The sequence below is a fragment of the Trichococcus ilyis genome, from assembly GCF_900109135.1.
Taxonomy (GTDB): domain Bacteria; phylum Bacillota; class Bacilli; order Lactobacillales; family Aerococcaceae; genus Trichococcus; species Trichococcus ilyis.
In genome coordinates, this window is record NZ_FNYT01000018.1 from 1 (window position 1) to 26464 (window position 26464).

Below are 26464 nucleotides of genomic sequence, written 5' to 3' on the forward strand. Positions count from 1 at the left end.
GGGACTGGGAAAAAAGCCACTTCTTATAATAATTTTTAAATCTGATTAGTTAAAAACACCGTCATATCAAGGATTAATTTTCCAAGATATGACGGTGTTTTCTAATTTAGTTAGTTATTTCCCAGCCCCTCAAAAAAGCTTCATCTCTCCGAATAAAGTTTCAACAAAACACTTGACTGGAGGTAAGAAAGAGGCTGGGAGTTTCGTCCCAGCCTCTTCTTTATACAGTTGTTTCGAGAAGCATTCTACTTTTTCCAATGCGCTTCGATATAGGAATCTCTGCCTGAATGGGAGCGATAACCATGGTAATGCGCACTGCTTTTTTTGTAGAAATCCTGATGATATTCTTCTGCAGCATAGAACGGTTGCGCCGGCTCGATGGACGTCACAATCGGTTTCGTGAATTTCCCGCTGTTCTGCAGCGCTTGTTTTGACGCTTCTGCAATTTCTTTTTGTTCCGGTGTATGATAAAAAATGACCGGGCGGTAGGAAGTGCCGCGATCCACAAACTGGCCCATCGCATCAGTGGGATCGGTCTGCTGCCAATAGACCTCCACCAAATCTTTGTACGGGAAGATCGTCGGGTCAAAAGTGATCTGAACGGCTTCCGTATGCCCAGTTGTGCCGGAGCAGACTTCTTCGTAGGTAGGATTTTCTGTATGGCCACCCGTGTAGCCGGATATGACGGATTTGATGCCCGGAAGACTATCGAACGGCTTCACCATGCACCAGAAACAACCTCCGGCAAAGGTGGCTTTTTCCAATTTGGATTCTGTCACTGTCATCATTCCTTTCGTCTGCATTTTCGTCTGAAATGATTGTATCATACGCACAGATGCCTGCTCGCATATCTTGCTTGCGATCAGCGTTTGTTGCTTGCGTTTTCTTTGGTTATTTTTGTGATGCCGCCCATGTATGGCACAAGTGCATCCGGAATCGTAACGGAGCCATCTTCGTTTTGATAATTTTCCAGAATGGCAGTCACGGTGCGGCCGACAGCCAGACCCGAACCATTGAGCGTGTGCACGAAGTCAAGTTTCCCGGTTTCTTCATTGCGGTAACGGATTTTTGCGCGACGGGCCTGGAAGGCTTCCGTATTTGAACAAGAGCTGATTTCCCGGAAAGTATCCTGAGCGGGAATCCAGACTTCTATGTCGTACGTTTTGGCTGCAGAGAAGCCCATATCACCTGTACACAGTGTGATGGTGCGGTGCGGCAGGTTCAATCCCCGCAGTACGGCTTCCGCATCATCCGTCATTTTTTCCAACTCTTCATAGGAAGTTTCCGGCTTGCTGAATTTCACCATCTCCACTTTATGGAACTGGTGCATCCTGATCAAACCTCTCGTGTCGCGGCCTGCGCTTCCGGCTTCCGAACGGAAAGACGGGCTCATCGCCGTGAAGTAGACCGGCAGATCGGCTTCATTCATGATTTCGTCGCGGTAGTAGTTCGTCAAAGGAACTTCCGCTGTGGGGATCAGCGTGAAGTTGCGCTCATCCGTCAACTGGAAAACATCCTCCTTGAATTTAGGGAATTGCCCCGTACCGAACATGGAGGCTTCGTTCGCCATATAGGGAGGGATGACCTCGGTATAACCGTGCTCTTCGGTATGCAAGTCCAGCATATAGTTGTAGCAAGCGCGTTCCAGACGGGCTCCTAGGCCTTTGTAAAAGACAAAACGGCTGCCGGTCACTTTAGCGCCGCGTTCGAAGTCCAGGATATCCAGTGCTTCCGCAATATCGTAATGGGCTTTCGGTTCGAAATCGAAAGCGCGCGGTGTTCCCCATCTTCTTACTTCCACATTCTCCTCTTCATCGGCACCGATCGGAACGGAGGCATGCGGCAAATTAGGCAATCTTGTCGCGATAAACGTCGTCTTTTCCTCAATTTCATTCAGTTCTTCATCCAAGGCTTTGATTTTGTCGCCGACTTCCTTCATTTCAGCAATCTTGTCGTCCGCATTCTCTTTGTTGCGTTTCAATTGCGCAATTTCCTGCGAAACGCCGTTGCGGTATTGCTTCAGGTTTTCGGTCTCAACAATCTTCTCTCTTCTTTGGGCATCCAATTCCTTGAATGTCGCCAACTCTTCCGTCTTCACTCCACGCGCAGCCAACTTCTCCGCAGTGGCTTCGAATTCGTCCCTCAATAATTTTACATCCAACATGTGCTTTCCTCCTCAGTATCTGTACAAAAATAGCCACTCCATCCCTAGAACAATCTGGGACGAAATGGCTTTAACGTTCGCGGTACCACCCAACTTCAGCCAGCCTCGACCGGACTGACTGCGCTTCATTGCGTTAACGGACGGATCCGGAACAATTTAGTCAATTTCTTGTTTTCATTGTTCGCTTCATGTGGGGATTCGACAGGTGAAGGGTCAGTTTTCACCGAACCACTGACTCTCTGGGGCGCTTCACATTACCTACTGTTCACATGCATGGCTTTATCTATTCAATTGGCTTATGATCCGATAGCTTCATTTTACTGAAGAAAGCCCGCGCTGTCAATCAAACAAGCGGCTCCGCCATTTCGGATCAGTCGAAAAACCCTCCAACAAAATCGGACACGGCTTGCCAAGCTTTTCCGAACAAGTCTGCAACAACACGGCCGCCGCGGACAAAGATATTGGCCTTCTCAACGCTGCTGGCAACTGCGACTTTGGCGTCCTCGGAAGTCGTTCCGTCCAGGTACCCCAATTCGTCGCCTTCGACCGTCACTGCAACGGTTCCGACTTCTGTGCCTTTTTCGATCGGCGCTTCGATTTCGCCGTCTTCGTTCAGGCTCTCTTCAGCCGGCGTGAAAACAGTTGTGAGCGCCAACTCTTCTGCGCCTTTTTCAGTAACGGTCACAAGGTCCTCGCTGTAGACGAGCCCGACTTCCGTTTGTTTCCCTTTGGCTACAGCAATCGGTTCTTGCGTGGACACTGCATCGCCTTTCGCCGCCACCGTCGTCTTCTCGAAGGTGGAGAAGGCGTAGTCCATCAGACGTCCAGTCTCCTTAAAGCGCTTGGTGCTCTCATCCGCACCGATTACCACGGTGATGATCCGCATATCATCCTGGACTGCAGTCCCTGTGAAGGAAGCACCGGATTCAAGCGTTGTACCGGTCTTCAGGCCATCCACGCCTTCACGGTAATAGAACATGCCAGGCAACATCAAGTTATAGCTGTGCATCATGATTTCATCGGATGTCCCCGCTTGGAAAGTCATTTCCGGAACGGCAGTCGTTTCCAGAACTTCAGGGTAATCATCGATCAGATGATCCGCAACCATCGCTACCCCGCGCGCCGTCATTTTGTTGTATCCGTCGGCCGAAGCACCTGGATAAAGATGGTCTTCCGGCATATCGCTGTTCGACAAGCCGGTGGCGTTATAAAGTTCATAATTCTCTACGCCCCACTCATCAAGCTGGGCCTTCATCAGATCGACAAATTTTGCTTCCGATCCAGCCAAAGCTTCCGCCAAAGCAATCGTCGCGCCGTTTGCGGAATAAATCAATGCGGCTTGATACAATTCTTCGACGGAATACGTGATGTCCTGACGCAAAGGCACATTGGAAAAATTATAGTTCTGGCTGACTGCATAGACATAATCACTGACGGTGATTTGCTTGTCCCAAGTTAATTTTCCTTCCTCAATCGCTTCCAGAATCAAGTAGATGCTCAGCATCTTAGTCATTGAGGCGATGCCCAACGCTTCTTCCCCGTTTTGGTTCACAAGCACTTTATCTGTTTCGTCTTCGATCACGAATGCGGCTTTCGCATCGACAGAAGGTTGTTCGGCAGCCAAAGCAACCGGTGCGGCAAACAGGCTGTTCACCAATACCGCAGTCGCCGATAGTGTTCCCATAATCATTTTTCTGTTTTTTATCGTTATCATTGTTTGTAATTATCTCCAATCAGTCATTTCGTTCGGTTCATATACCCTTCTATGTTAGCGGAAATGCCCTAAAAAGACAACCAAAAAAAGGAGCGGGCACACGAAGCACACGCTCCTTATTCCTTCACATCCGGAGTCTGTTTCAAAGGGAGACGCAGGACGAATTTGGTTTCCGCCTCATCCGACTCCGCATAGATATACCCGCCATGAAGCGTGATGATGCTTTGGGCGATCGCCAAGCCCAGCCCGGTGCCGCCGGTTTCCTTCGAACGCGAATTTTCCACCCGATAAAAGCGTCCGAACAACTCCTGCAGCGCGTCTTCAGGGATGCGTTCGCCGTTGTTTTTCACGGCAACGATCACTTCCGAACCCACTTTTTCCGCCTCGATGCGCACCCAGGTGCCGCCATGCGCATACTTCAGGGCATTGGAGATCAGGTTGTTGAAGACACGGGCCATTTTGTCGACATCCATTTCGATCATCAGCGGCTCTGTCTTCATGATCACTTCAATCTCCATCCGGCGTTTGCGCGACTCCAATTCATAATCCGCGACGATCTGTTCCAGGAAGTTGCCGATGTTGATCATCTTCAGCAGGAGCGGGGTCGTCGGTTGCCGGACTTTGGTGTATTCGAAGAGGTCATCAACGAGCACCTTCATCTGCAGCGCTTTCGTATAGGCGATATGGATATACCGCAAGGCATCCTCTTCACTGGCGAATTGCTTATCTTCTATCAACCCCAGATAGCCGATGATGGAAGTCAAAGGCGTGCGGATATCATGACTGACATTCGTGATCAGTTCATCCTTTGACTGCTCGATTTTGCGTTCCTCTTCCATGGCTTGGACCGTGCTTTCCACCAGCGTATTGATGCTGTCGACAACATCGACATAGCTGCCGGCATTGTTCGCATCGATCCGGTGATCGAAATGGCCCGCTGCGATATAATGCAGCTCGTCCAGGATATGCGTCAGCTGCATCTGTTTGTATCTCCGGATCAGCCGCCAACCGGTGAAGATGGCCGCAAAAACTGCCGCTATCCATTGGAAAACATCGTCATAGATGGTCAGAAAGGCATCGACCACCATAACGAAGCGCCGCAAAGAAGGGATCTCCCTCAGAATCGACGGCGGCGCCGAAACCAGCCGGCTGAACATCAGCTCCATCCCAATGTAGAGCAGATAGACGATGGCCAGCGTCAAGGCTCCTTCAAAAACAAGTTCACTCAGTTCTTTTTTCTTCAATTTGTTGAACAATCAGGCACCTCCCGATTCAACTGATTTTATCAGGCTATCCGACATGCAGTACTGCCTACTCGCCGATTTTATAGCCCACACCCCAAACGGTCTGGATGACTTTCTCGCCGCCTGTAGCCTCTTCAATTTTATCGCGAAGATGGCTCACGTGGACCATCACGGTTTTGGCGGATACGATGCTCTCCTGTTGCCACACGCGCTCAAAGATCTCATCGGCACTGAAGACGCGGTTCGGATGGCTCGCCAACAAATGCAGGATGCCGAATTCCAGTGCAGTCAACTGGATGCTCTTTCCGTTCAGCGTCTTCACTTCATGGGAATCTTTTTTGATGATCAGCGGGCCGATTTCGATCGAATCCACTTCTGCGGCATCTGCCTGCATTGTGGTCCGGCGCAAAAGCGATTTGATGCGCGCCATCACTTCCAGCGGGTTGAACGGCTTGGAGACATAGTCGTCCGCGCCTGTCGTTAAACCTTGGATTTTGTCCATGTCCGTGGACTTTGCGCTCAGCATCAGGATCGGGATTGGATTATTCTGTTCCCGCAGCTCCTTCACGACCGATATCCCATCCTTCTTCGGCATCATCACATCCAGAATGATCAGTTGGATGTCCGGATTCTCTTCGAGCTTCCGGAAGGCATCGGTGCCGTCGTAGGCTTTTATCGGATCGTACCCTTCATTTTTGCAGTAGATGCTCAATAAATCAACGATTTCCCTGTCGTCATCGACGATCAATAGTTTGTTCATATCAGGACAGCCCTTTCCAATAAGATGCATATTTTTGTCTATCGTACCAAAATTTGTTAAATTTTTGCTTAAGGAAACCTAAAGAAATTCCGCTTTAATTATAGCAGAAAGCCCCACCAAACCGCGACCATAAGAAAAAAATGCCCGGGAACAAGGTCCCGGACATTTTGAGGCTGTGTTTATTGATGGATAGAGTAGTTTGGTGCTTCTTTTGTGATTTGGATGTCGTGCGGATGGGATTCGATCAATCCGGCACCGGACATCTTGATGAATTGTGCATTGTCGCGAAGTTCCTGCAGGTTGCCGGCACCGACATAGCCCATACCGGAACGGACGCCGCCCAGCAATTGGAAGATGATGTCGCTGACTGCACCTTTATAGGCCACACGCCCCTCGATCCCTTCCGGAACCATTTTCTTCGCTTCATTCACGCCGCCTTGGAAATAACGGTCGCTGGAGCCTTTTTCCATTGCGGCCAGACTGCCCATGCCACGGTAAGTTTTGAAACGGCGGCCTTGGAAGATTTCGAATTCGCCTGGAGATTCATCCGTACCGGCCAGCATGCTGCCCAGCATGACCGCATGTCCGCCGGCAGCCATCGCTTTGACGATGTCTCCCGAATACTTGATCCCGCCGTCCGCGATGATGGCTCTGCCGTATTCTCTCGCTACGCTTGCAGCATCATAGATGGCTGTGATTTGAGGGACACCGACACCGGCAACCACACGCGTCGTACAGATGGAGCCCGGTCCGATTCCGACTTTGACCACGTCGACCCCTACATCAAACAATGCGCGGGTTCCTTCAGCGGTTGCCACATTTCCGGCAATCAGGGTCGCATCCGGGAACTGGTCGCGGATTTCCTTGATTTTGCGGATAACGCCGGCGCTGTGGCCATGCGCTGTATCAATGACAATGGCATCCGCACCTGCATCCAACAACGCTTGCGCGCGCTCGAATGTATCACTTGTCACACCTACTGCAGCCGCAACGATCAAACGGCCGTGTGCATCTTTTGCGGAGTTGGGAAACTCGATTACTTTTTCGATGTCCTTGATTGTGATCAGGCCAGCCAGACGGCCGCTTTCATCCACCAAAGGCAGTTTTTCGATTTTGTATTTTTGCAGAATCGATTCAGCTTCCTTCAAAGAAGTCCCTACAGGGGCTGTCACCAAATGTTCTTTTGTCATGACATCGCCGATCGGCACTTGGTAATCTGCAATGAAGCGCAGATCACGGTTCGTCAAGATCCCAACCAGTTTGCGGTCTTCCATATCGTTGACGACAGGAACGCCGCTGATGCGGTATTTGCTCATCAGGTTCTCTGCTTCCGAAACCAAGTGATCAGGAGTGAGGAAAAACGGATCGATGATGACGCCGCTCTCGGAACGTTTTACTTTGTGCACTTCTTCAGCCTGCGCTTCGATGGACATGTTTTTGTGGATGACGCCCAATCCGCCTTGGCGGGCCATCGCGATTGCCATTGCCGCATCAGTTACAGTGTCCATACTTGCGCTTATGATAGGAATATTCAAGTGCAGATTCTTAGCTAAATCAATCGATAAATCCACATCGTTAGGTAATACATGGCTTTCGGCCGGGACCAATAATACATCATCAAAAGTAAAACCTTCTCTAGCGAATTTTGTTTCCCAATTTGACATTTTCGATGAACACTCCTTTTATTTGTGCTGATTTTTTATCATCTAAATTACCACCACGGACAACCTACGTCAAGCGCAAACGGCCCTTTATCATCCAATTCTCATATATCCCAAACTTTATCGAATGCTGCGCTTAAACCCGCAGTTAAACGTTCGGAAATTAAGCGTATTTCTTTTCGCTCCGCCTGTTTTGTCGGAATTTTCCACTTATATACGAAAATAGCCGAGATGCAATTTATCTGTTTGCTTCTCGGCTTTCCGCCTTCTACGGCCTAAAAAATGCCGCCCATGATATGATATTTTTTCTTCAGATAGATTTTCGCCGCAAAGGCTACAGCACCGATTGCAATGTAGGCAAATGCAGGCATCGCTACGTTGATACTTGCCGGAATGAACATCATCGATGCGGTCATGATCAGCATCCAGGACAGCATCGCGCCAGTCGTGGCGAGAATGTACTTGCCAAAACCTTTTTCCCCTTTTGGTGCATCCGGATTCGGTGTGTATTTGGAAATGACCAGCATCGTAATGCCGCCGACAAGGAAGTTCAGGATCAAGCTGATCAACCCCATGCCGATAACCCCTTCTTCGCTGTTCGTCAACAAAGACACGCCTGAAATCAGCGCAAAAATAGCCCCCAACAGCAATCCGCCGTCCATGGCAATCAGTAAGTCAGATGAGCGCACACTTACTTCGGCATCCGCCGGGTTGACAAGGATATTCGAAGCGCATTCCGAAACGGTTCCGTATAGTTGGCGGGCCGTCTTACCGGTTTTTTGGGCTTCCGCCAATTCCCTCATCATTTTGTTGTAAATTTCCTCTCTGCGCCCCTCTTCCAGGTTTGCAGCTCTCAAGGTTCTGTCCAGACCCAGCATGTATTGTTCATTTCTTTTTGTCAGACTCTGCCATAAGGCTTTGTTTTCGACCTTCAATTGTTCAACGCTCTTCGTTTCTTCCAATGGTAAATCCTCCCTCGATTACATGCGGCATCCTTGTCAAACGTGTTTTGAATCCTTATAGCTGAGTTCTGATTCGCAGATACCACTGCCGTTTCCCACCAAGCGTAGTGAACAAAAGAGGTTCACTTCGCTTGGTGCTCCAACGTCCGGGTATCTAAACGCGAATCATCACATCCTAAACGTGTTCTGAATCCTAGAGTTCTCCGCCTAACGCTGTTCAGGATTCATCACACTCTCTTAGTCGAACTCTGAATCCCAGAAATCTCCGCCTAAGTTGACAAACACACACGGACAAAAAACGTCCGCTTTGTGCTTGTCCCCTTAGTGCTCGATTTCTACCCGGGATTCATCGTATCCTAGACATTAAATCTGAATTCCATTACGTCGCCGTCTTGGACTACGTAGTCTTTTCCTTCGAGTCTGACTCTTCCGGCTTCTTTGGCTGCTTGCATGCTGCCGTAAGCTAATAGATCAGCAAAAGAAACAGTTTCGGCGCGGATGAAGCCGCGTTCAAAGTCGGAATGGATGATTCCGGCTGTTTGCGGAGCTTTCATGCCTAGTTTGAATGTCCAAGCGCGGACTTCTTTTTCCCCTGCTGTGAAGTATGTTCCCAGACCCAGCAGCGTGTAGGCTTTACGGATCAGTTGATCCAGTCCGGATTCTTTGATGCCCAGTTCGGCCAAGAATTCGGCTTTCTCTTCCTCTTCCAGTTCTGCGACCTCTTCCTCGATGCGGGCGCAGACAGTCACGACTTCCGCTCCTTCTGTTGCGGCAAAGGTGCGAAGTTTCTGTACCATTTCATTGTCCTCGCCGGAAATGACATCTTCTTCGGATACGTTCGCTACATAAAGCACAGGTTTCGTCGTCAACAGGAACAAGCTTTTCACAAGCGGTTCTTCTTCCGGCGTGAATTCGATCGTGCGGGCGGATTTGCCTTCTTCAAGTGTCGTCTTGATTTTCTCCAGGATCTCCAATTCGCGGACAGCGTCTTTATCTTTGGTGCGCGCGATTTTGCTGATGCGGCTGTAGCGCTTTTCGATCGATTCCAAATCGGCGAAGATCAATTCCAAATTGATCGTTTCGACATCATCCATCGGATCCACTTTGCCGCTGACGTGGGTAATGTTCTCATCCTCAAAACAACGCACAACATGACAGATGGCGTCCACTTGGCGGATGTTGGCCAAGAATTTGTTCCCCAGGCCTTCGCCTTTGCTGGCGCCTTTTACGATTCCGGCGATATCCGTGAATTCAAAAGTAGTCGGGACGGTTTTCTTCGGTTTCACCAATTCTGTCAGTTTGTTCAAACGTTCATCGGGAACTTCGACTACTCCCACGTTCGGATCGATTGTCGCGAATGGATAGTTGGCGGCTTCCACTCCTGCTTTCGTGATGGCGTTGAACAAGGTGGATTTTCCGACGTTCGGTAATCCTACGATTCCTGCTGTTAATGACATTTTTTCACACTCTTTCCAATTATATTGCTGTTATTTGTTCGTGCTGAGACTTATTCGACAGTTTCTTCTGCCTTCCTCAGTACTTTTTTCATCTTCTTCTCGAATTCACGGCGCGGCATCATGACCATCTGTCCGCATTTCAGGCATTTGATCCGGATGTCCATACCCATTCGGATGATTTCCCATGAGTTGTTTTTGCAAGGATGCGGTTTTTTCATTTCCACAACATCATGCAATCCATAATCTTGTTGTACCAAGGCTAGATGCACCTCTTTCTGATGTCTTCGTCTTTGCTTAATCGTCCAGGGAAATTTCCAGGATATCCAGAATCCGGGTCAGGTCGGCTGGAGAAAGGTATTCGATCTCGATTTTGCCTTTTTCGCCTTTGCTGGATATCTGTACGGAGGTCCCGAACTTGTCCATCAAGCGTTCCTCGCTCTCTTTGATGTACACCGGCTTCGTTTCTTTTTTCTTCTTGGTTGTCTTTTTGGCGACGTCTCCAGGATTGTTCAGTTGTTGGACGAGCAATTCCAGATGCCGGACTGTGATCCCTTCTTCGGCAGCGCGTTTCGCCAATTCGCTGATCAACGATTCATCGTTCAGGCCTAAAAGCGTGCGGGCTTGCCCCATGGAGATCACCCCTTCCTGCAGCATCACCTTGACGTCCTGCGGCAGATTCAACAGGCGCAGATGATTGGCGATGTACGGACGGCTCTTCCCTAATCTTTGGGCTACGTCCACTTGCGTAAGATTCAGCTTGTTCATCAAGGTTTGATAGCCTTCTGCCTCTTCCAGCGGAGTCAGGTCTTCCCGCTGCAGATTCTCCAGAATGGCGACTTCGATCATGGCCGTTTCGTCAAATTCCCGGACGATTGCCGGAATCGTTTTTTTGCCTGCCAAGCGGGACGCGCGGACGCGGCGTTCGCCTGCAATGATTTCATAGCCTTTCACACTGGATTGGCGTAGGATGACCGGTTGGATGACGCCGTTCAGTTTGATCGAGTCAGCCAATTCCCGCAAAGTTGAGTCATCGAAGGTTTTCCGCGGCTGATAAGGGTTGGGACGGATCTCATCCAATGGGATCTCCTGTACCGTTTCTGTTTTTTCATCGATCTTCTCGATATCCTCAAAGTTGCTGAAGAGCGCATCAATGCCGCGCCCTAACCCTTTGCTGTTTTTATTCGCCATCTGCTAACACTTCCTTTGCCAACTCAAGATACACTTCCGCTCCTTTTGAACGGATATCATAGTCAACGATCGATTGTCCGTAGCTTGGCGCTTCGGATAAACGGACATTCCGCGGAATGATGGTCTTGTACACTTTTTCTTTGAAATATTTTTTGACCTCATCAACGACCTCGAAACCGAGGTTCGTCCGGGCATCCAGCATCGTCAACAATACCCCTTCCAATTTCAGGTCCTTATTGAAATGCTTTTGGACCAAGCGGAAGGTATTCAACAGTTGGCTCAGCCCTTCCAAGGCGTAATACTCGCACTGGACCGGAATCAGCACCGAATCACTGGCAGTGAAAGCATTGATCGTCAAATGCCCCAAAGAAGGCGGGCAATCGATGAAGATGAAGTCGTATTCGTCGCGTACAGCTTGCACCGCCTCATGAAGACGCGCTTCGCGGTGGGGCTGATTCGTCAATTCGATTTCGGCTCCTGCCAGTTGGATCGTTGCCGGCACGACCCATAAATTTTCCCGCGAAGATTCTCTGATGACATTCGCGATGGGCTCCTGGTTCACTAATACATCGTATATATCTTTTTCAACATCTGCTTTTGAGATGCCGAGTCCGCTCGTGGCGTTTCCTTGGGCATCACTATCTATCAATAACACTTTTTTGCCTAAGTAGGCCAAAGAAGCTGCCAAATTGACGGTGGTCGTTGTTTTCCCGACGCCGCCTTTCTGATTTGCGACTGCAATAATCCGTGCCATCTATTCTCCTCCACTTTCTCTCGTTCATCCGAAGCTGGCGTACCGCGCATCTCTTTTTTTGCCTAAAAAAAAGAGAAAAAACCATAACTGCGCCTTTTCCCCTACGCATTTCTTCAAAATGAATCATCATTTATCGCTCAGTATGTCTATTTATAAAAAAGGCTATAACTTTACCAGACTATTGTAACAAAAAAATTTGGAAAAATATAGGATACGATGAAACCCGCACCAGAAATTCACCCCAAAGCTGCCGCCAAAGCGTAAAGCAGCCCGATCAGTTGGCGTTCAGCGGCTGATCGGGCTGCTTCCAGCCGGAATCTACAAAGGGTCCTTATTCGGCGTACCCGCTTTTCTCGGGTAGGTTTTCGGGGTTTCTTTCGTCTTCTTGATTTTTACGATATGGCGCTCGCCTGCACCGTTCGGCAATTCGAAAAAGATATCCTCTTCGAGCTTGCCGCCCAAGGTTGCGATGGCGCGCTCCGCATCATGCAGTTCCTCTTCCGTGCTGGCTGCTTTCATTGCGACGAAAGTGCCGCCTTTTTTGGCCAATGGCAGGCACAGCTCGCTCAGGACGCTCAGACGCGCGACTGCACGTGCCGTCACGACATCGAATCGGGCGCGGAATTGCTTGTTCTGTCCGAAAGTCTCCGCACGGTCATGGAAGCAGGAGACCCCTGTCAATCCCAGTTCGGCAACCAAGGTTTCCAGGAAGGTGATGCGTTTGTTCAACGAATCCACGATCGTCACCTGCAATTTCGGGAAAGCGATCTTGAGCGGGATGCTCGGGAAGCCAGCGCCGGCGCCGACATCGCAAAGGGAAACTTCCGCTTCGGTGAAGTCCATATGGAAGCCCAGTGAAATGGAGTCATAGAAGTGCTTCAGATAGACCTCGTCCGGCTCAGTGATGGCCGTCAGGTTGATTTTTTCGTTCCACTCGCGCAAGAGGCGCAAATAGGTCGCGTATTGCGCGAGTTGCGTTTCATTCAAAAGGATCCCTTTTTCAGCAAGGGCTTGGGCAAATTGTTCTGGATTCATGGTGTTTCCTTTCATTGTTGGCTTCATCTGTTTTTCTACTCCTTTACTTTATCCTGAAAGAGCGGTCTGTACAAGCGATTCTTGCTGTTTTTCGTGCTGAACCCGCTTTTGCAGCCTATTAGCCCAACTGACTTAAACACGAACATCGACCCGAATTAATCTTAAATGTTTTTCAGAATAACTCGAACATTGTCCAAAGTGGCCGAGAGACTCACGTTCCGCCGGGACAACCGGATAAAACACGAACTTTCAACATTAGTTTTTTCTAATTTGTTCGCGTTATACTTGAAATAAACCGAACATTTCTATATAATCGGCACTATATTATTTTTTGTTAGTGACTACTTTTTTCAGACCCTGCTTTTTATGTCCTCTAAACCCGGACAATACAGCAAGAGAATTCACTAATTAGAGGGAGGAATTATTGCATGTCATCAAAATCGATCCCGTACTTGCTTGCCGCACCGGGATTCATCCTGCTGATTGTCTTTCTCGTGCTGCCGTTGGTTTCCATTATCTGGCCTACTTTTTTTGATGGCAGCCTGACTTTCGCATCCTACATCACCTTTTTTCAGGACTCCTATAATGTGAGCATCTTCATGCGCACATTGCGGATTTCATTGGTGGTCACCTTCTTTTGCGCCCTGCTCGGCGTTCCTGTCGCCTACTACATTGCCCGGGCAGACAAAAAGTTCCGCAGCCTGATGATGGCGTTGGTACTGTTTCCGCTTTTGACCAATTCGGTTGTCCGCAGCTTTGCTTGGATCAATATCCTGGGCCAAAAAGGCGTCATCAATAACCTGTTGCTCAACACGGGCATCATCACTGCTCCAATTCCGCTGCTTTACAGCGAGTTTGCGATCACGATCGGATCGATCTACCTGTTCTTGCCGCTGATGGTGATCACCTTGGTGGGGATCATCGAAAACATCGATACCGAAATCATGGAAGCTGCAGAGACGCTTGGCGCCAATCGCTTGACCGCCTTCCTGAAGGTGATCCTGCCATTGAGTGTCCCGGGCATCATCGTAGGCAGTATCCTTGTTTTTACAGGCACCCTGACTGCCTATACGACACCGCAATTGTTGGGCGGAAACAAAAATATGATGCTGTCGACGTTCCTTTACCAAAACGCGATGACCTTGGGCAATTGGACGAATGCCAGCGTCATTGCGCTGATCATGATCGTGACGACCTTGATCGTCATGAAGATCTTCAACTTGATTGCAGCCATCATCGATAAGCGAGGTGAAGAGCAGCATGCGTAAAGAAAAGGGACTGACACTTTTTGTTTTGCTGGTTTATGCGTTTCTGTTCATCCCATTGTTCATCATTGTCGTCACTTCTTTCGGCGAGAATCCGACCATCCAATTCCCGATCGAAGGTTTTTCTTTCAAATGGTATGCAAATGTTTTTGAAAATGCCGCATTTGTGGACAGCTTCCTGTTGAGCCTGCAGATTGCCTTCTCTGCCACGATTCTGGCACTGCTGGTCGGAGTTCCCGCGTCTTACGCCTTATCGCGAAACAACTTCTTGGGCCGGGATTGGTTGAAAAATTTCTTCCTTTCACCGACCATCATACCGGGTGTTGTTGTGGGCTACTCCCTGTTCCAGTTCATTGTCATCACGCTGCAGTTGCCGGTCTTCCAAGGACTTTTGCTGGGCCACTTCCTGGTCAGCCTGCCTTATATCATCCGCGTCGTCGGAGGCAGTTTGGAACAGCTGGATTTTTCAATCGAAGAAGCCGCCTGGACATTAGGCAGTACCAAAGCGGGCGCCTTTTTCAAGGTGATTCTGCCGAACATCACATCAGGCATATTTGCCTCATTCATGTTGGCGTTCATCAATTCCTTCAATAATATTCCTGTTTCTCAGTTCTTGTCAGGTCCTGGGATTTCGACATTACCGACTGCATTGATGAGTTACGTTGAATACAACTATGATCCAACCGTTTCGGCGCTTTCCGTAATGTTGATGCTGGCAACCATCGTGTTGATGTATCTGATCGAAAAAACACTCGGATTGTCCTCGATCACCTGATTTTTTAACTCCAAGGAGGAACATGCATAAATGGCTTTTGTTGATTTAAATGATATCCGCGTCAGTTATGACGGGAAAAATGACATTCTCAAAGATTTGAACCTTGCGATGGAAAAAGGCGAATTGGTTTCCTTACTGGGCCCATCTGGCTGCGGTAAAACAACAACCTTGCGCGTCATTGCCGGACTGATTGAACCAAACGACGGCACCTTTACCGTCGATGGGACCGACTTGACGAAAGTCCCGGTCCATAAACGGAATTTCGGGATGGTATTCCAGTCCTATGCACTTTTCCCGCATTTGACCATCAGGGAAAATGTCGGCTTCGGTCTGAAACTCAGGAAAGAAAAGAAAGAACACATCGCTCAAAAAGTTTCGGAAATGCTGGCAGTCACAGGCTTGGCCGAATTGGCCGATCGCTATCCGAAGCAATTGTCCGGAGGGCAACGCCAACGTGTCGCACTGGCGCGCGCTTTGGTGATCGAACCCAAGTTGCTTTTGCTGGATGAACCGTTGAGCAACCTTGATGCAAAACTGCGCATCTCCATGCGCATAGAAATCAAGCGGATCCAACGCCAATTGGGGATCACCACCGTATTCGTCACGCACGACCAGGAGGAGTGCTTCTCCATTTCGGATAAGGTCGCGGTCATGAACAAAGGCGTAATCGAACAGTTCGCTTCTCCTGAAGAAATCTACAGCAATCCGAGCACGGAATTCGTTGCGCGTTTCATCGGATTCGAAAACTTCATCGCGCTTGCCGCAACAGGAACACAGACATTCACGGCAGCGGACGGCTCTTCTTTCAGCATAACCCGTTCGACCGACCGCAAAGAAGTCACCGGGACCATCCGTCCGGACGACATCATCCTTCAAAGCAGCGCGGAAGAATCCGGCAATACAATAGCAGGAACCGTTCTCGTCCGCACCTTCCTGGGCAAGAGCTACCAGTATGAAGTGGAAACACCGCTGGGAAAACTTTTGGTGAACGGCACCAATGAAGCGGCGCACCAAGCCGGCGACAAGGTACATTTGTTCCTGCCGCCATCAAAAATTGTGTTAGTGTAATCAAAAAATATACATAAAAGGGGTTTTATCAGATGAAGAATTGGAAATGGATCAGTTTATCTTTGGCAAGTACAGCGCTTTTGGCAGCCTGCGGAAATGGCGGCAGCACAGCGGACAGCTCGGCGGAAGCCAGCTCAGAAAAAAGCAGTGAATTGACAGTTTCGACTTTCGCAATCGGGGAAGATGTCATCCGTTCAGATGTCTTCGCACCGTTTGAGGAAGAAAACGGCATCACCATCATTGCTGAAGTCGGCAACAGCAGCGAGCGCTTTACAAAATTCCAGAACAACCCGAACAACACGATCGATGTGATCGAATTGTCCCAAGCCAATGCGGCATCCGGCGTATCTGAAGACCTTTTCGAGCCATTGGATGAGACAAAAGTGCCGAATATCGCCAACCTGATCGACAGCGCCAAAGAATTGACTGAAGACGGTTCAGGTCCGGCCTACACCGTCAACAGCATCGGCATCATCTACGATGAAGCGGCTGCCGGCATGACGATCGACGAATGGTCCGATCTTTGGGATCCAGCTTTGGCAGGGAAAATCTCCATCCCGGACATCACCACGACATTCGGTCCGGCCATGGTATACGTCGCGAGCGACTTCAAAGGAACGGATATCACAACCGACGACGGTGCAGCTGCATTCGAAGCGTTGACCGAGCTTAAGCCGAATATCGTCAAAACCTATACAAAATCTTCTGACTTGGCCAACATGTTCCAATCAGGCGAAATCGTCGCCGCAGTCGTGGGTGATTTCGCTTACCCGATCATTTCAGGTTCAAATCCTTCGGTTCAATATGTTGTTCCGGAATCCGGCACATACGCCAACTTCAATACCCTGAACGTCAACAAAAACTCCAAAAACAAAGAACTGGCTTATGCCTACATCAACTGGAAGTTGAGCAAAGAATTACAGGAAGTGACTGCCGTTTCCTTGAACGAAGCACCTACCAACAAAGAAGTGGTTTTGGATGAAGCAACAGCAGCGAACAAAACCTACGGTGCCGTTTCCGAGCGCGCCAAAGCGATCGACTTCACCTTCGTGAACGCAAACTACGAAGCTTGGATCGCAGAATGGAACAAAACGCTGAACCAATAAGCAAAGCCAAAAGCCACGGCACCGCCGTGGCTTTTCTTGTATCCCCCATTATACAATAGTGAAAAGACCATTTTAGGAGGCCCTTATGCAAATCGACCTAGTCATCGAAAACGCGTCAGTCTTCAACAGTTTCCTGAAGACTTTCGAACAGAAAAACGTCGCCATCGCGGCCGGCAAATTCTACTACATCAGCACCGAGGACCTGCAATCATTCCAACCGAAGGAAACCGTGGATGCATCCGGACAGTACCTCATCCCTGGATTGATCGACATCCACATGCACATCGAAAGTTCCATGATTCCCCCTTCTCTTTTCTCGGGGGCCGCTCTTTCCTATGGTGTCACCACCGTGGTCGCAGATGCCCACGAGATAACCAATGTTTTCGGTTTGGAAGGCATGGATGCTTTTCTGGCGGAAGAAACCGACCTGGATATTTTCTATGCGATCCCGTCATCGGTCCCGTCCACCACACCCGAACTCGAGACCACCGGGGGATTCATCGGAGTGGAAGAAGTGCGCAGCCTGCTGGATAATCCGCGCGTCATCGCCCTTGGGGAAGCCATGAATTTCAAAGGCATCACGAGCGAACCGGATTCCCTGATCCGCCAGATCCTCAGGGAAACGCAGCTCAAAAAGCCGTTCATGCCCTTGGAAGGACATGTGCCGCGCGTTTCCGGAGTCGACTTGGCAAAGTTCATGTACGCCGGCATCACAGCGGACCATACCCATCAAAGCCCCGAATCGATTCATGAGAAGATCAGCAACGGGATGTTCCTTGAATTCCAGAAAAAATCGATCACGCCGGAAAACATGGCTGTCCTGGAGGAATATAACTTCTACGAATATGCAGCGATTATCACTGATGATATCATGGCGGATGACCTGCTTGAAGGTCATCTGGATGCCAATGTCCGGGCCGCAATCGCAGCCGGCATGCCGATCGAAAAGGCCATCTACTGCACAACTTACACACCGGCAAGGCGGATGGGCTTCCAGGATCGCGGCGCGATCGTTGCCGGATTCAAAGCGGATTTCATTTTGCTGGACGATCCGGAGAAACTGGAGATAGCGGCAGTCTACAAAAACGGAAAATTGGTGCATACAAAAGGGGCTGCCATCTCCTACCCGAATGAAAAACCCGCCTTTCCTGCGCACTTCTATGACTCTGTCCATTGCCGGGCGCTGACTGCCAAAGATTTGCGCATCCCGGTGTCAACCAATGCCGCTTCGGTCTGCTGCAATGTCATCCAGATCCAGCAAATCGGCACCTTCACCGAACCGGTCCAGCGCGAACTCGCCGTGAAGGACGGCTATCTGGACTGGGAAGGCAGCGGCCTGGCGCTCCTTTTGGTAATGGAGCGCTACGGAAAAAACGGCAACATCGGCTTCGGGTTGGTTGAAAACGCGCTGACCGAAAAAGGCGCAATCGCAACGACCTGGGCACATGATCACCACAACTTGATGGTCCTGGGTACCGATGCTGAAGATATGCTTCTCGCCCAGCAAAAGCTGCTGTCCTTGCACGGCGGCTACATCGTCATCCATGACGGGGATATCCTCGGATCCTGTCCTCTGCCGATAGGCGGCATTTTGAGCGATGTTCCGGTTCAGACATTGGGCCGGCAGCTTCGTGATGTCCGTGCCGGAATGGTTGCTTTAGGCTATCGGAACAGCAACGAAATCATGAGCTTTTCGACTTTGTCCTTGCCGGTATCGCCGGCCATCAAAATAACGGATTACGGGATGATGGACGTGCATACCCATGCCGCCATCCCGTTGATTGCGAGGTAAAAATGAAAACACTGATAACGAATGCCACTGTTCTGACGATGAACCCGGAGTATGAGGTCTTTGAAAAAGGCTTCATCCTTTTCGAAAACGACCGCATCCTTGCGGTCGGCCCCACCGAAGAGCAGCCAAGTGCCGGTTATGACCATATGCTCGACGGAAAGAATGCTATCGCCATGCCCGGCATGGTGAACACCCACACCCACATCGGCATGATCCCTTTCCGTTCCCTCGGCGACGACACGCCGGACCGGCTGCGCCGCTTTCTCTTCCCTTTGGAGAAAGCTTGCATGACCAAAGACTTGGCTTACCATAGCGGGAAATATGCCATCGCCGAAATGCAATTGGCCGGTGTGACCACCTTCATGGACATGTATTATTTTGAAGACGAGTTGGCACAGGCAACGGATGAAATGAAGGCACGGGCCATCCTTGGGGAAACCGTCATCGATTTTGCAACCTGCGACACAACCGAAGCGCACGGCGGTTTGGCTTATGCAGAGATTTTCATCCCCAAATGGCTGGGCCACAATCTGATCACGCCTGCCATCGCGCCGCATGCCCCCAATACGAACAGCCCGCAAGCTTTACGTCGGGCAGCGGACATCGCGGAAAAATACGGCGTCCCGCTCACCTTGCATCTGAGTGAGATGGACTATGAAATCCGCCACTTTCAGGAAAAATACGGAAAAACACCGGTAGCCTTCCTGAATGACTTGAGCATCTTGAACAAACGGCTTATCGCCGCCCACTGCATCCATGTGACACCAGAGGATATCACGCTCCTGCAGCAAAATGAAGTCGCCGTCGCGCACTGCATCGGAGCGAACACGAAGTCCGCAAAAGGCGTAGCACCCGTAAAAGCCATGCTCGAGGCAGGCATCCGGGTCGGGCTCGGAACGGATGGACCAAGCAGCGGAAACACATTGGATCTGTTCACTCAAATGCGCATGTTCGCTAATTTCCATAAAACCCATCTGCAGGACCGCGGCGCTTTCCCGGCAAGGGAGATTGTCCGCCTCGCAACGATGGGGGGCGCAGAAGTGTTGGGGCTGGCCGACAAAATCGGCTCGCTGGAACCAGGCAAAAAAGCCGACATTGTGCTTGTCGAGACGGAATCCGCTAATATGTTCCCGATATTCGATCCTTATGCCGTACTCGTTTATTCCGCAAATGCCGGCAATGTATCCGAGGTCTTCATCAACGGGGCCCCGATCGTAAAAGATAAGCGGCTTGTCGCCCAAAACCTGAATGCATTGCGGACTGCTTTGGCGTCCGAAATGCAGGAGTTCACCAAGCAAGCGAAAGCAAACGAAAAGAAGCCGGTCCTCTGATTGCGAAAAAGCCGCCGTCCTGATAAAAAAGGACAGCGGCTTTGTTTCTGTATATTTACGCATCGAGCAGACTTGCGATGACGATTTCCAGTTCCACGAAGGAGTTGGCGATGCGGTCAGGATTTTCCGCGCGCAAAGTTTGGGCGGAACTGCCGCCCCAAGTGATACCGACGGTCTTTGTGCCGGCCATTTTGCCCATCTGCATATCATAGATGGTATCGCCGATCATGACAGTCTCTTCCTTCGCCATCGGGATTTTTTCCCAGGCTGTGAAGATGGCTTCAGGGTCCGGTTTGTGCTGGTTCATGTTATCCAAGCCGATGATCACTTCCATCAGATCCAGCAGATCGACTGCAGCCAGACTGCGCAGCAAAGCTTTGGTCGCTTTGTTGGAAATCACACCCAGCCGGTGTCCATTCCCTTTCAGTTCCAGCAGGGACTCCCGCGCCAGATCATAGGATTCCAACAGCATATTTTCATATTTTTCGTAGTTGTCCCAGAAGACCTCCATCAGCTTGTCCATTTCGGCTGAGGAGAGTTCCTGTTGCGCCAGATAGCCGGTAAACTTAACGACATGCGGTTTTCCTCTGTCCGCTCGAAGCTGTTCAGTGGTTGGAGCGGGATAGCCGAATTGTTCAAACGTATCCATTGTAGCCATTTCGCTGATTTTGCATGTTTCCGCCAAGGTCCCGTCAAAATCGAATAATAATAATCCCATCTTCCATCTTCCCTTCGATCGCAACTATGAACTGGATGCGGACAATAGAATAGAGGCATGCTCCATTTTTGACGCAAAGTCCAAAAATTCCGAATGTTCACTATAATCAAAATTATAGCAAACAAAAACGACAGAATAATGAGGTTTTATTTAGAATTTGGAAAGAATTCACTCGTTTTCACCACTATAATACCGCAATTACCGAACGTTAACCGACACACACTTACTGAATGTACTTGATTTTTCCGTTCGGTTCTTGTGCGTTGCGGTCTTGCCCTTTGGATAGGGGCAATTGACGGAATATCAAAATTTGCGTATGATTCTGAGTAAATCCAGAAAGAAAGTTGGAAACGAAATGGCAGAGAAAAAAGAGCTGCGGCGTCAATTCGAAGAGGTGCCTATCGAAGCCGGCATTTACGAAGTAGCGAACACGGAAAATCAAAAGATTTTTATCGGAAAAACACCGAACTTGAAGACTTTGAATGGCATGAAACACATTTTGAACATGGGTGCCAACAACAATAAAGAGCTCCAAGCCGATTGGAACCACTTCGGGCCGGACGCCTTCACTTTTACGGTTTTGGAAGTGCTGGAAAAGAGCGAAGACCCTTCCTTCAACGAAAAGAAGGCCTTGGAACAGCTGGAGGAAAAATGGTTGAGCGATAAGCAACCTTTCGGGGAGCGCGGCTACAACCGCCGGCCGAAAGCGTAAGGCTGGCGGGTACAAAATAAGAAGAAGGGAGGTCTCATCGTTACCTTGAGCCCGCCCTTCTTCTTTCATTAATTGATCCGATAAGCATGGTTGAGCGGGCCGCTGCCATTGCCCAGATCCAACCCGTCGCGGAGCGCGCCGGTGATGTAGCCTTTGGCACGGCTGATGCTCTCCTCCATCCCGTAGCCTAAAGCCAGATTCGCTGCGATCGCCGATGAGAGCGTACAGCCGGTGCCGTGCGTATTCGGATTTTCGATCCGTTCCGACTCGAACCAACTGGCTTTTCCGTTCACAAAGAGCAGATCGTCGGCACTGTCCTCGAGATGGCCGCCTTTCAGCAGCACACCGGTCCCAGCTGCCGAAGCGATGCGGTCCGCAGCAGCCAGCATATCCGCTTTCGTTTCGATCCTGACGCCGCTCAGCACCTCTCCTTCCGGCACATTCGGGGTGATCACATCCGCCAACGGCAAGAGCAGCGTCCGCAAAGCTTGGCTGGCATCATCCTGCATCAGGCTGCTGCCGCTGGTGGCCACCATGACCGGATCCACGACGATGTTCTCGGCTTCATATTCGACCAATTTCTCCGCGATGACTTTGATAATTGCGGCATTCGAGACCATGCCGATCTTCACCGCATCAGGGCGGATATCCGTGAAGACGCAATCCAGCTGCTGTGCCACAAACTCGGGCGTCGCCTCCATGATCCCGGCAACGCCGGTCGTGTTTTGGGCCGTCAGCGCCGTGATGACGCTCATCCCGTAGACTTTGTGCGCCATCATCGTCTTCAGGTCCGCTTGGATCCCCGCTCCGCCGCTGCTGTCCGAGCCGGCGATCGTCAATACTGTTTTCATCTTTTTGCTCATCCTTTCCAATCCGAAAATGAATAGATGTACTGCTCCGTCAGTGCTTCGATGCGCTCCCTGTCCTGCGCCGCCGTCTCGTCATGGACGCCGACTACGCGGAATCCGGCTGCCGTTGCCGTTTCGATGGCATGCAGGGCATCCTCAAAGACGATAGTTTTCGCGATAGGGGCTCCAAGCTGTTCGAGCGCCCGCTGGTAAATGCGCGGATCCTCTTTGCCTGCCCCTACTTCGCTGCTCGTCAGCACCGTGCTGAAATATTTCCGGATATCCAGGCGCTCCAAAGCACTCTCGGCCAAATTTCTTTCGGTCGCGGTGGCGATGCACATCTTTATTCCCCGTTCCTGCAGTGACTGCAGCTGTTCCGCTGCACCGGCTTTCAGCGGGATTTCATAGCGGTAAGAATCCGCAATCAACGTTTCGATCTCCGCAATAATCGTCTCTTCGGCTTCTTGCAAGCCATAAACTGTTTGAAAATGTTGCGCGGCTTGCTGCAGGCTCAGCGTCTTCAAGGTGTCCTGCAGCCCTGGAGCCGGCTGTACCTTTTTCTGAAGCAAGTAGTTTTCCCCCAGCCCCTGCCAGATCGGCATGGAGTCCAACAATGTCCCGTCCAGATCGAAGATGGCCGCTTCCAGCATCATGGCTGCACCAGCGCTTCCGCCAGCGGACGCAGTCTCTTCACTGCTGCTGTTATGTCCGGCTGCGCAAAGATGGCGGATACGACAGCGATCCCGTCGACGCCGCTTCCCTTCAGGTTGAGGATGTTCCCTTCAGAGATGCCGCCGATCCCCACAACGGGTATGCTGACCGCGCGGCAGATCTGCTGCACCGTTTCGATCGACAACGCATTCGCATCCGGTTTCGTTGCTGTTCCGTAGATGGCGCCGACTCCAAGGTAATCGGCTCCGTTCTGTTCCGCCGCCAGCGCCTCTTCGACGGAATGGGCGGAAACGCCCAGGATTTTCCCTTCGCCGATCCGGCTGCGGACGTCGCCCGCCTGCATATCGCTCTGCCCCACATGCACGCCGTCCGCATCCAGCGCCAAGGCCACCTCGACAGCATCATTGATGATAAGGGGAACACGATGGCGTTTGGCCACGGCCTGCACTTCCTTTCCGAGGGAGACGAAGGCATCAAAATCCAGTTCTTTTTCGCGCAATTGCACAACGGTGACGCCTGCTTGGATGGCTTCTTCAAGCTGTTCGGCCAAGGACGCTTCCCCCAGCCATTGGCGGTCGGTCACCGCATACAGCAGCAAATCGCTTTTATCTACTCTCAATTTTAGCGCCCCCTTCCAATCTTTCCGCTGACATCTTGCTGATTTCATCGATGATGTAACCACGGTAGGATGACGTCCCGGCCGCGTTCTGCAACATCCTTTCATAAGCCCATTCGCCACTGACGCCCATCAGGCAAACCGCCGCCGCGGCAGCCTCAAGCGTCTGTTCCGGGTTCGCTCCGCAATAGGCTGCGATCAATGCCGAAAGCATGCAGCCGGTGCCGGACACCTTCGCCATCTGCGGGTGCCCGTTGCGGATAACGAAGGCTCTGTCTCGGTCGGCAACGATATCGATTGCGCCGGTGATTGCGATGACGGCATCATTCCGGTCGGCCAAACGCTTGGCGAAAGCGACGGCTGCGTCGAGCGTCTCCTCCGTCACGGCATCGCTGACGTCGGCATCCACTCCTTTTGTCGTGCCGCTTCCGGCATCGATTGTCTTCATTTCCGAAATGTTGCCTTTGATGACGGTGAAAGCCACTTGCTCCAGCAATTTGAATGTCGTTTCCGTCCTGAAAGGGGAGGCCCCGGCGCCGACCGGGTCCAAAACAACGGGATGGGCAAGGGCATTGGCTTGACGCCCGGCCAGCAGCATGGATTCCACGGCCCGGCTGTTCAGCGTGCCGATGTTCAGGTTCAGCGCAGTGCAGATAGCAGTGATATCCGCAACTTCCTCGGGGGCATCCGCCATGATCGGCGATCCTCCGGCAGCCAGCAGGACGTTGGCGACATCATTGACGGTGACATAATTGGTGATGCAGTGGACCAGCGGCGTCTGCTGCTGGACGTTTTCGAATAGCGTTTTGAACATGGGATACCTCCAGATAGTTTGTGCAATGCGACAAAAAAAGCGGGAAATGTCCGAAATAGGCATTTCCCGCTGAATAGAATCATTCAATGTTATTTCCCTACGTTGGCATTATCCAAATCAGGTAATAGGTCGAAGTTGATGACTTCCTCTCAGCCTGCTGACACAAGCTCCCTTTTTTCGTATGCAGTTATGTGCTCATCTTAGCATATGCACCAGCGTTACTCAAGCACGATTTTTGCTGATTTTTTATTTGGATTGTGCATTCAGCCACTCGAAAATGTTCGCGTAGGTGGTTGCGCCGACCGTCGCTGCAGCTGTTCCGCCGCCAGCAGCGTTATTCGGTTCGGTGCCGAAAGTTTCGGCATCGGTTGCGGCCGCGATCGCTGCCTTATCCTGGACGCCGGTCACTTGGTTGTTGAACAAGTAGATCCAGGAGAAGTGGCCCAAGTAAGTTGTGCCCGGGCTGTCCGTCCCTTCAACCGTTTCGTAGTAGGAGAGCCAAGCATTTTCCGCGCCGGCCTGAACGAGCGCCTGGTAGGTAGGCAGCACAAAATTGGCAGGGACGACAACCGGATCATCCGCTGATTGGACAAACCAGATCGGCAGATATTTGAGCGCCTGGATTTTTTCTTCCGTGAACCACGGCTGCTCCGTCTTCACGAAAGCGGAAGTCCCGGTAGCTTCATCATTCGTCTTCACATACGTGCCGTCGCTGTTGCGTTCGTATTCGTAATAGGCGTAGGCCTCGCAGACCGGATAAGCCGCCGCGAAATATTCAGGGTATTGGATGACCATGTTCATCGTCATGTAGCCGCCGTTCGAACAGCCGCCCAGATAGATGCGGTCGGTGTCGACGTCCGGATGCGCGGCGACGTAGTCCTCGATGGTAGCCATCAGGATTTCCGTGTATCTGGAAATTCCGCTGCCGTTGCCGTTGGTGCCGTCGCCTTCATCCATCCAATAGGTAGGCGTTTGGACAGCCAGCACGTAAGCGCCGGTCACATCATCCGTTTTGAAATTGGATTGGATCTCCTCTTTTGCCAAAGCCGATACTTCATTGCCGAGGATGGCAATGTCCGGATCCGTTCCGCCTTCCCCTTGGCCGTGCAGCCAGATGACCAATGGATTCGCCTCCCCTCTGGAAAGGTCCTCCGGTTCATAAGCGGCTGTCGACAACGTCAATTCCTCTTCCAGATCCGTCAGCGGATTCACATAAGTGCCGGTGAAGGAGCCCCTGAAGTTAAAAAGATCGGTATCCGGCGAGATGCGGTTATTGACGGCATCCTCAGTGATGCTCAAGGAGTAGGTTTCGTCCTCGATCGTGACGGAAGGGGCAGCGATTGCGACCTCATAAGCTGGGGACCATTCATTCATCGATGTCGTCGTATTGTAGGTGAACGGGGATCCGACCACACTGAAAGTCGCATCGTTGAAGCCTGTCTCCATATCGATCGCGATGAAGTTCGAATTCTCCTGCGGATCGCCGTTCTCATCTGAAGTATAGACGTCCGTCACCGTGCGTTCCGCGCCGGCCGTCACGACCTGCCAGCCGCTCGGATCGACGCTGTCGACTTCATCCTCCAGTTCAATGATGAGTTTCGGTACGCCCGGTCCGCCTTCATAGCCTTTCACATAGATGCTGGTCTTCACGACGCCAGCGTATGCATCGGCCTGCTGCACACTTTCCTGTTTTGCCGAATCCTCTTGATCCGCCGATTCATTGGCGCCGCAGCTGGCCAGCAAGCCCGCCGATAGCCCCAGTGTAAAAATAGTGCTGATTGCCTTACGTTTCATCATCCAATCCCTCC

Annotated in this window: 25 protein-coding genes, 1 riboswitch and 1 other annotated feature; of the genes, 7 read left to right on the forward strand and 18 right to left on the reverse strand. The window is 50.9% G+C overall.

Annotated features, from left to right (window positions below; translation table 11 throughout):
- Positions 1 to 245 precede the first annotated feature (245 nt).
- From msrA to rsmG, 12 genes are all read right to left on the reverse strand, one after another.
- Positions 246 to 785 (reverse strand): peptide-methionine (S)-S-oxide reductase MsrA, encoded by a 540-nt coding sequence (gene msrA, locus BMX58_RS09205; protein ID WP_239420509.1) that lies wholly within the window; start codon positions 783 to 785, stop codon positions 246 to 248.
- Between the two features lie 77 nt (positions 786 to 862).
- A complete protein-coding gene (gene serS, locus BMX58_RS09210; protein ID WP_068621152.1) occupies positions 863 to 2164 on the reverse strand; it encodes a serine--tRNA ligase in 1302 nt (433 codons plus the stop codon).
- A 52-nt stretch (positions 2165 to 2216) separates the two neighbouring features.
- Positions 2217 to 2447 (reverse strand) — a binding site (T-box leader).
- 87 nt (positions 2448 to 2534) lie between these two features.
- A complete protein-coding gene (locus BMX58_RS09215; RefSeq protein ID WP_084253752.1) occupies positions 2535 to 3878 on the reverse strand; it encodes a serine hydrolase in 1344 nt (447 codons plus the stop codon).
- Between the two features lie 116 nt (positions 3879 to 3994).
- Positions 3995 to 5134, reverse strand: a complete 1140-nt coding sequence (locus BMX58_RS09220) for a sensor histidine kinase (protein ID WP_068621150.1) — start codon at positions 5132 to 5134, stop codon at positions 3995 to 3997.
- Positions 5135 to 5189: 55 nt separating this feature from the next.
- The gene (locus tag BMX58_RS09225; RefSeq protein ID WP_068621148.1) at positions 5190 to 5882 is read right to left on the reverse strand and encodes a response regulator transcription factor; all 693 of its coding nucleotides are present in this window, start codon (positions 5880 to 5882) and stop codon (positions 5190 to 5192) included.
- Positions 5883 to 6061: 179 nt separating this feature from the next.
- On the reverse strand, positions 6062 to 7546 hold the full coding sequence (gene guaB, locus BMX58_RS09230; RefSeq protein WP_068621146.1) for an IMP dehydrogenase: 1485 nt from the start codon (positions 7544 to 7546) through the stop codon (positions 6062 to 6064).
- A 272-nt stretch (positions 7547 to 7818) separates the two neighbouring features.
- Positions 7819 to 8505, reverse strand: a complete 687-nt coding sequence (locus BMX58_RS09235) for a DUF1129 domain-containing protein (RefSeq protein WP_068621144.1) — start codon at positions 8503 to 8505, stop codon at positions 7819 to 7821.
- 356 nt (positions 8506 to 8861) lie between these two features.
- Positions 8862 to 9962: a redox-regulated ATPase YchF gene (gene ychF, locus BMX58_RS09240; RefSeq protein WP_068621143.1), complete on the reverse strand. Its 1101-nt coding sequence runs from the start codon at positions 9960 to 9962 to the stop codon at positions 8862 to 8864.
- 50 nt (positions 9963 to 10012) lie between these two features.
- Positions 10013 to 10219 carry a DUF951 domain-containing protein gene (locus tag BMX58_RS09245; protein ID WP_084253751.1) on the reverse strand — a complete coding sequence of 69 codons (207 nt, stop codon included), beginning with the start codon at positions 10217 to 10219 and terminating at the stop codon, positions 10013 to 10015.
- A 37-nt stretch (positions 10220 to 10256) separates the two neighbouring features.
- Positions 10257 to 11150, reverse strand: coding sequence for a ParB/RepB/Spo0J family partition protein (locus tag BMX58_RS09250; RefSeq protein WP_068621141.1), 894 nt, complete (start codon positions 11148 to 11150; stop codon positions 10257 to 10259).
- Positions 11140 to 11904, reverse strand: a complete 765-nt coding sequence (locus tag BMX58_RS09255; RefSeq protein WP_068621139.1) for a ParA family protein — start codon at positions 11902 to 11904, stop codon at positions 11140 to 11142. The genes BMX58_RS09250 and BMX58_RS09255 overlap by 11 nt, the downstream gene beginning before the upstream one ends.
- 318 nt (positions 11905 to 12222) lie before the next feature.
- Positions 12223 to 12939, reverse strand: a complete 717-nt coding sequence (rsmG, locus tag BMX58_RS09260) for a 16S rRNA (guanine(527)-N(7))-methyltransferase RsmG (RefSeq protein WP_068621284.1) — start codon at positions 12937 to 12939, stop codon at positions 12223 to 12225.
- A gap of 428 nt (positions 12940 to 13367) precedes the next feature.
- Between rsmG and BMX58_RS09265 the strand changes: the two genes are divergently transcribed.
- The 6 genes from BMX58_RS09265 (at position 13368) to BMX58_RS09290 (ending at position 20276) form a co-directional block, all read left to right on the forward strand.
- The gene (locus tag BMX58_RS09265) at positions 13368 to 14207 is read left to right on the forward strand and encodes an ABC transporter permease (RefSeq protein WP_068621137.1); all 840 of its coding nucleotides are present in this window, start codon (positions 13368 to 13370) and stop codon (positions 14205 to 14207) included.
- On the forward strand, positions 14200 to 14979 hold the full coding sequence (locus BMX58_RS09270; protein ID WP_068621135.1) for an ABC transporter permease: 780 nt from the start codon (positions 14200 to 14202) through the stop codon (positions 14977 to 14979). Before BMX58_RS09265 ends, BMX58_RS09270 begins: the two co-directional genes overlap by 8 nt.
- A 30-nt stretch (positions 14980 to 15009) precedes the next feature.
- The gene (locus BMX58_RS09275; RefSeq protein ID WP_068621133.1) at positions 15010 to 16047 is read left to right on the forward strand and encodes an ABC transporter ATP-binding protein; all 1038 of its coding nucleotides are present in this window, start codon (positions 15010 to 15012) and stop codon (positions 16045 to 16047) included.
- Between the two features lie 32 nt (positions 16048 to 16079).
- Positions 16080 to 17153, forward strand: a complete 1074-nt coding sequence (locus BMX58_RS09280) for an ABC transporter substrate-binding protein (RefSeq protein ID WP_068621131.1) — start codon at positions 16080 to 16082, stop codon at positions 17151 to 17153.
- Between the two features lie 85 nt (positions 17154 to 17238).
- Positions 17239 to 18945 carry an adenine deaminase C-terminal domain-containing protein gene (locus tag BMX58_RS09285; RefSeq protein ID WP_068621129.1) on the forward strand — a complete coding sequence of 569 codons (1707 nt, stop codon included), beginning with the start codon at positions 17239 to 17241 and terminating at the stop codon, positions 18943 to 18945.
- A gap of 2 nt (positions 18946 to 18947) precedes the next feature.
- On the forward strand, positions 18948 to 20276 hold the full coding sequence (locus BMX58_RS09290; protein WP_068621127.1) for an amidohydrolase: 1329 nt from the start codon (positions 18948 to 18950) through the stop codon (positions 20274 to 20276).
- A gap of 55 nt (positions 20277 to 20331) precedes the next feature.
- Here the strand turns inward: BMX58_RS09290 and BMX58_RS09295 are convergent, their stop codons facing one another.
- A complete protein-coding gene (locus tag BMX58_RS09295) occupies positions 20332 to 20994 on the reverse strand; it encodes an HAD family hydrolase (RefSeq protein ID WP_068621125.1) in 663 nt (220 codons plus the stop codon).
- Between the two features lie 355 nt (positions 20995 to 21349).
- Here BMX58_RS09295 and BMX58_RS09300 point away from each other — a divergent pair, with 355 nt between their 5' ends.
- Positions 21350 to 21706 (forward strand): GIY-YIG nuclease family protein, encoded by a 357-nt coding sequence (locus tag BMX58_RS09300; protein WP_068621123.1) that lies wholly within the window; start codon positions 21350 to 21352, stop codon positions 21704 to 21706.
- A 68-nt stretch (positions 21707 to 21774) separates the two neighbouring features.
- On the opposite strand, the gene thiD is transcribed toward BMX58_RS09300, so the two are convergent.
- The 5 genes from thiD to BMX58_RS09325 all read right to left on the reverse strand — a co-directional run bounded on the left by thiD (position 21775) and on the right by BMX58_RS09325 (position 26453).
- A complete protein-coding gene (gene thiD, locus BMX58_RS09305) occupies positions 21775 to 22557 on the reverse strand; it encodes a bifunctional hydroxymethylpyrimidine kinase/phosphomethylpyrimidine kinase (protein ID WP_068621121.1) in 783 nt (260 codons plus the stop codon).
- An 8-nt stretch (positions 22558 to 22565) separates the two neighbouring features.
- Positions 22566 to 23207: an HAD family hydrolase gene (locus BMX58_RS09310; RefSeq protein ID WP_068621119.1), complete on the reverse strand. Its 642-nt coding sequence runs from the start codon at positions 23205 to 23207 to the stop codon at positions 22566 to 22568.
- On the reverse strand, positions 23204 to 23845 hold the full coding sequence (gene thiE, locus BMX58_RS09315) for a thiamine phosphate synthase (protein ID WP_068621117.1): 642 nt from the start codon (positions 23843 to 23845) through the stop codon (positions 23204 to 23206). The genes BMX58_RS09310 and thiE overlap by 4 nt, the downstream gene beginning before the upstream one ends.
- On the reverse strand, positions 23832 to 24656 hold the full coding sequence (gene thiM / locus BMX58_RS09320) for a hydroxyethylthiazole kinase (RefSeq protein ID WP_068621115.1): 825 nt from the start codon (positions 24654 to 24656) through the stop codon (positions 23832 to 23834). Before thiM ends, thiE begins: the two co-directional genes overlap by 14 nt.
- 77 nt (positions 24657 to 24733) lie before the next feature.
- Positions 24734 to 24840, reverse strand: a riboswitch (TPP riboswitch).
- 62 nt (positions 24841 to 24902) lie between these two features.
- Positions 24903 to 26453, reverse strand: coding sequence for a prolyl oligopeptidase family serine peptidase (locus BMX58_RS09325; protein WP_239420504.1), 1551 nt, complete (start codon positions 26451 to 26453; stop codon positions 24903 to 24905).
- Between the last annotated feature and the right edge of the window lie 11 nt (positions 26454 to 26464).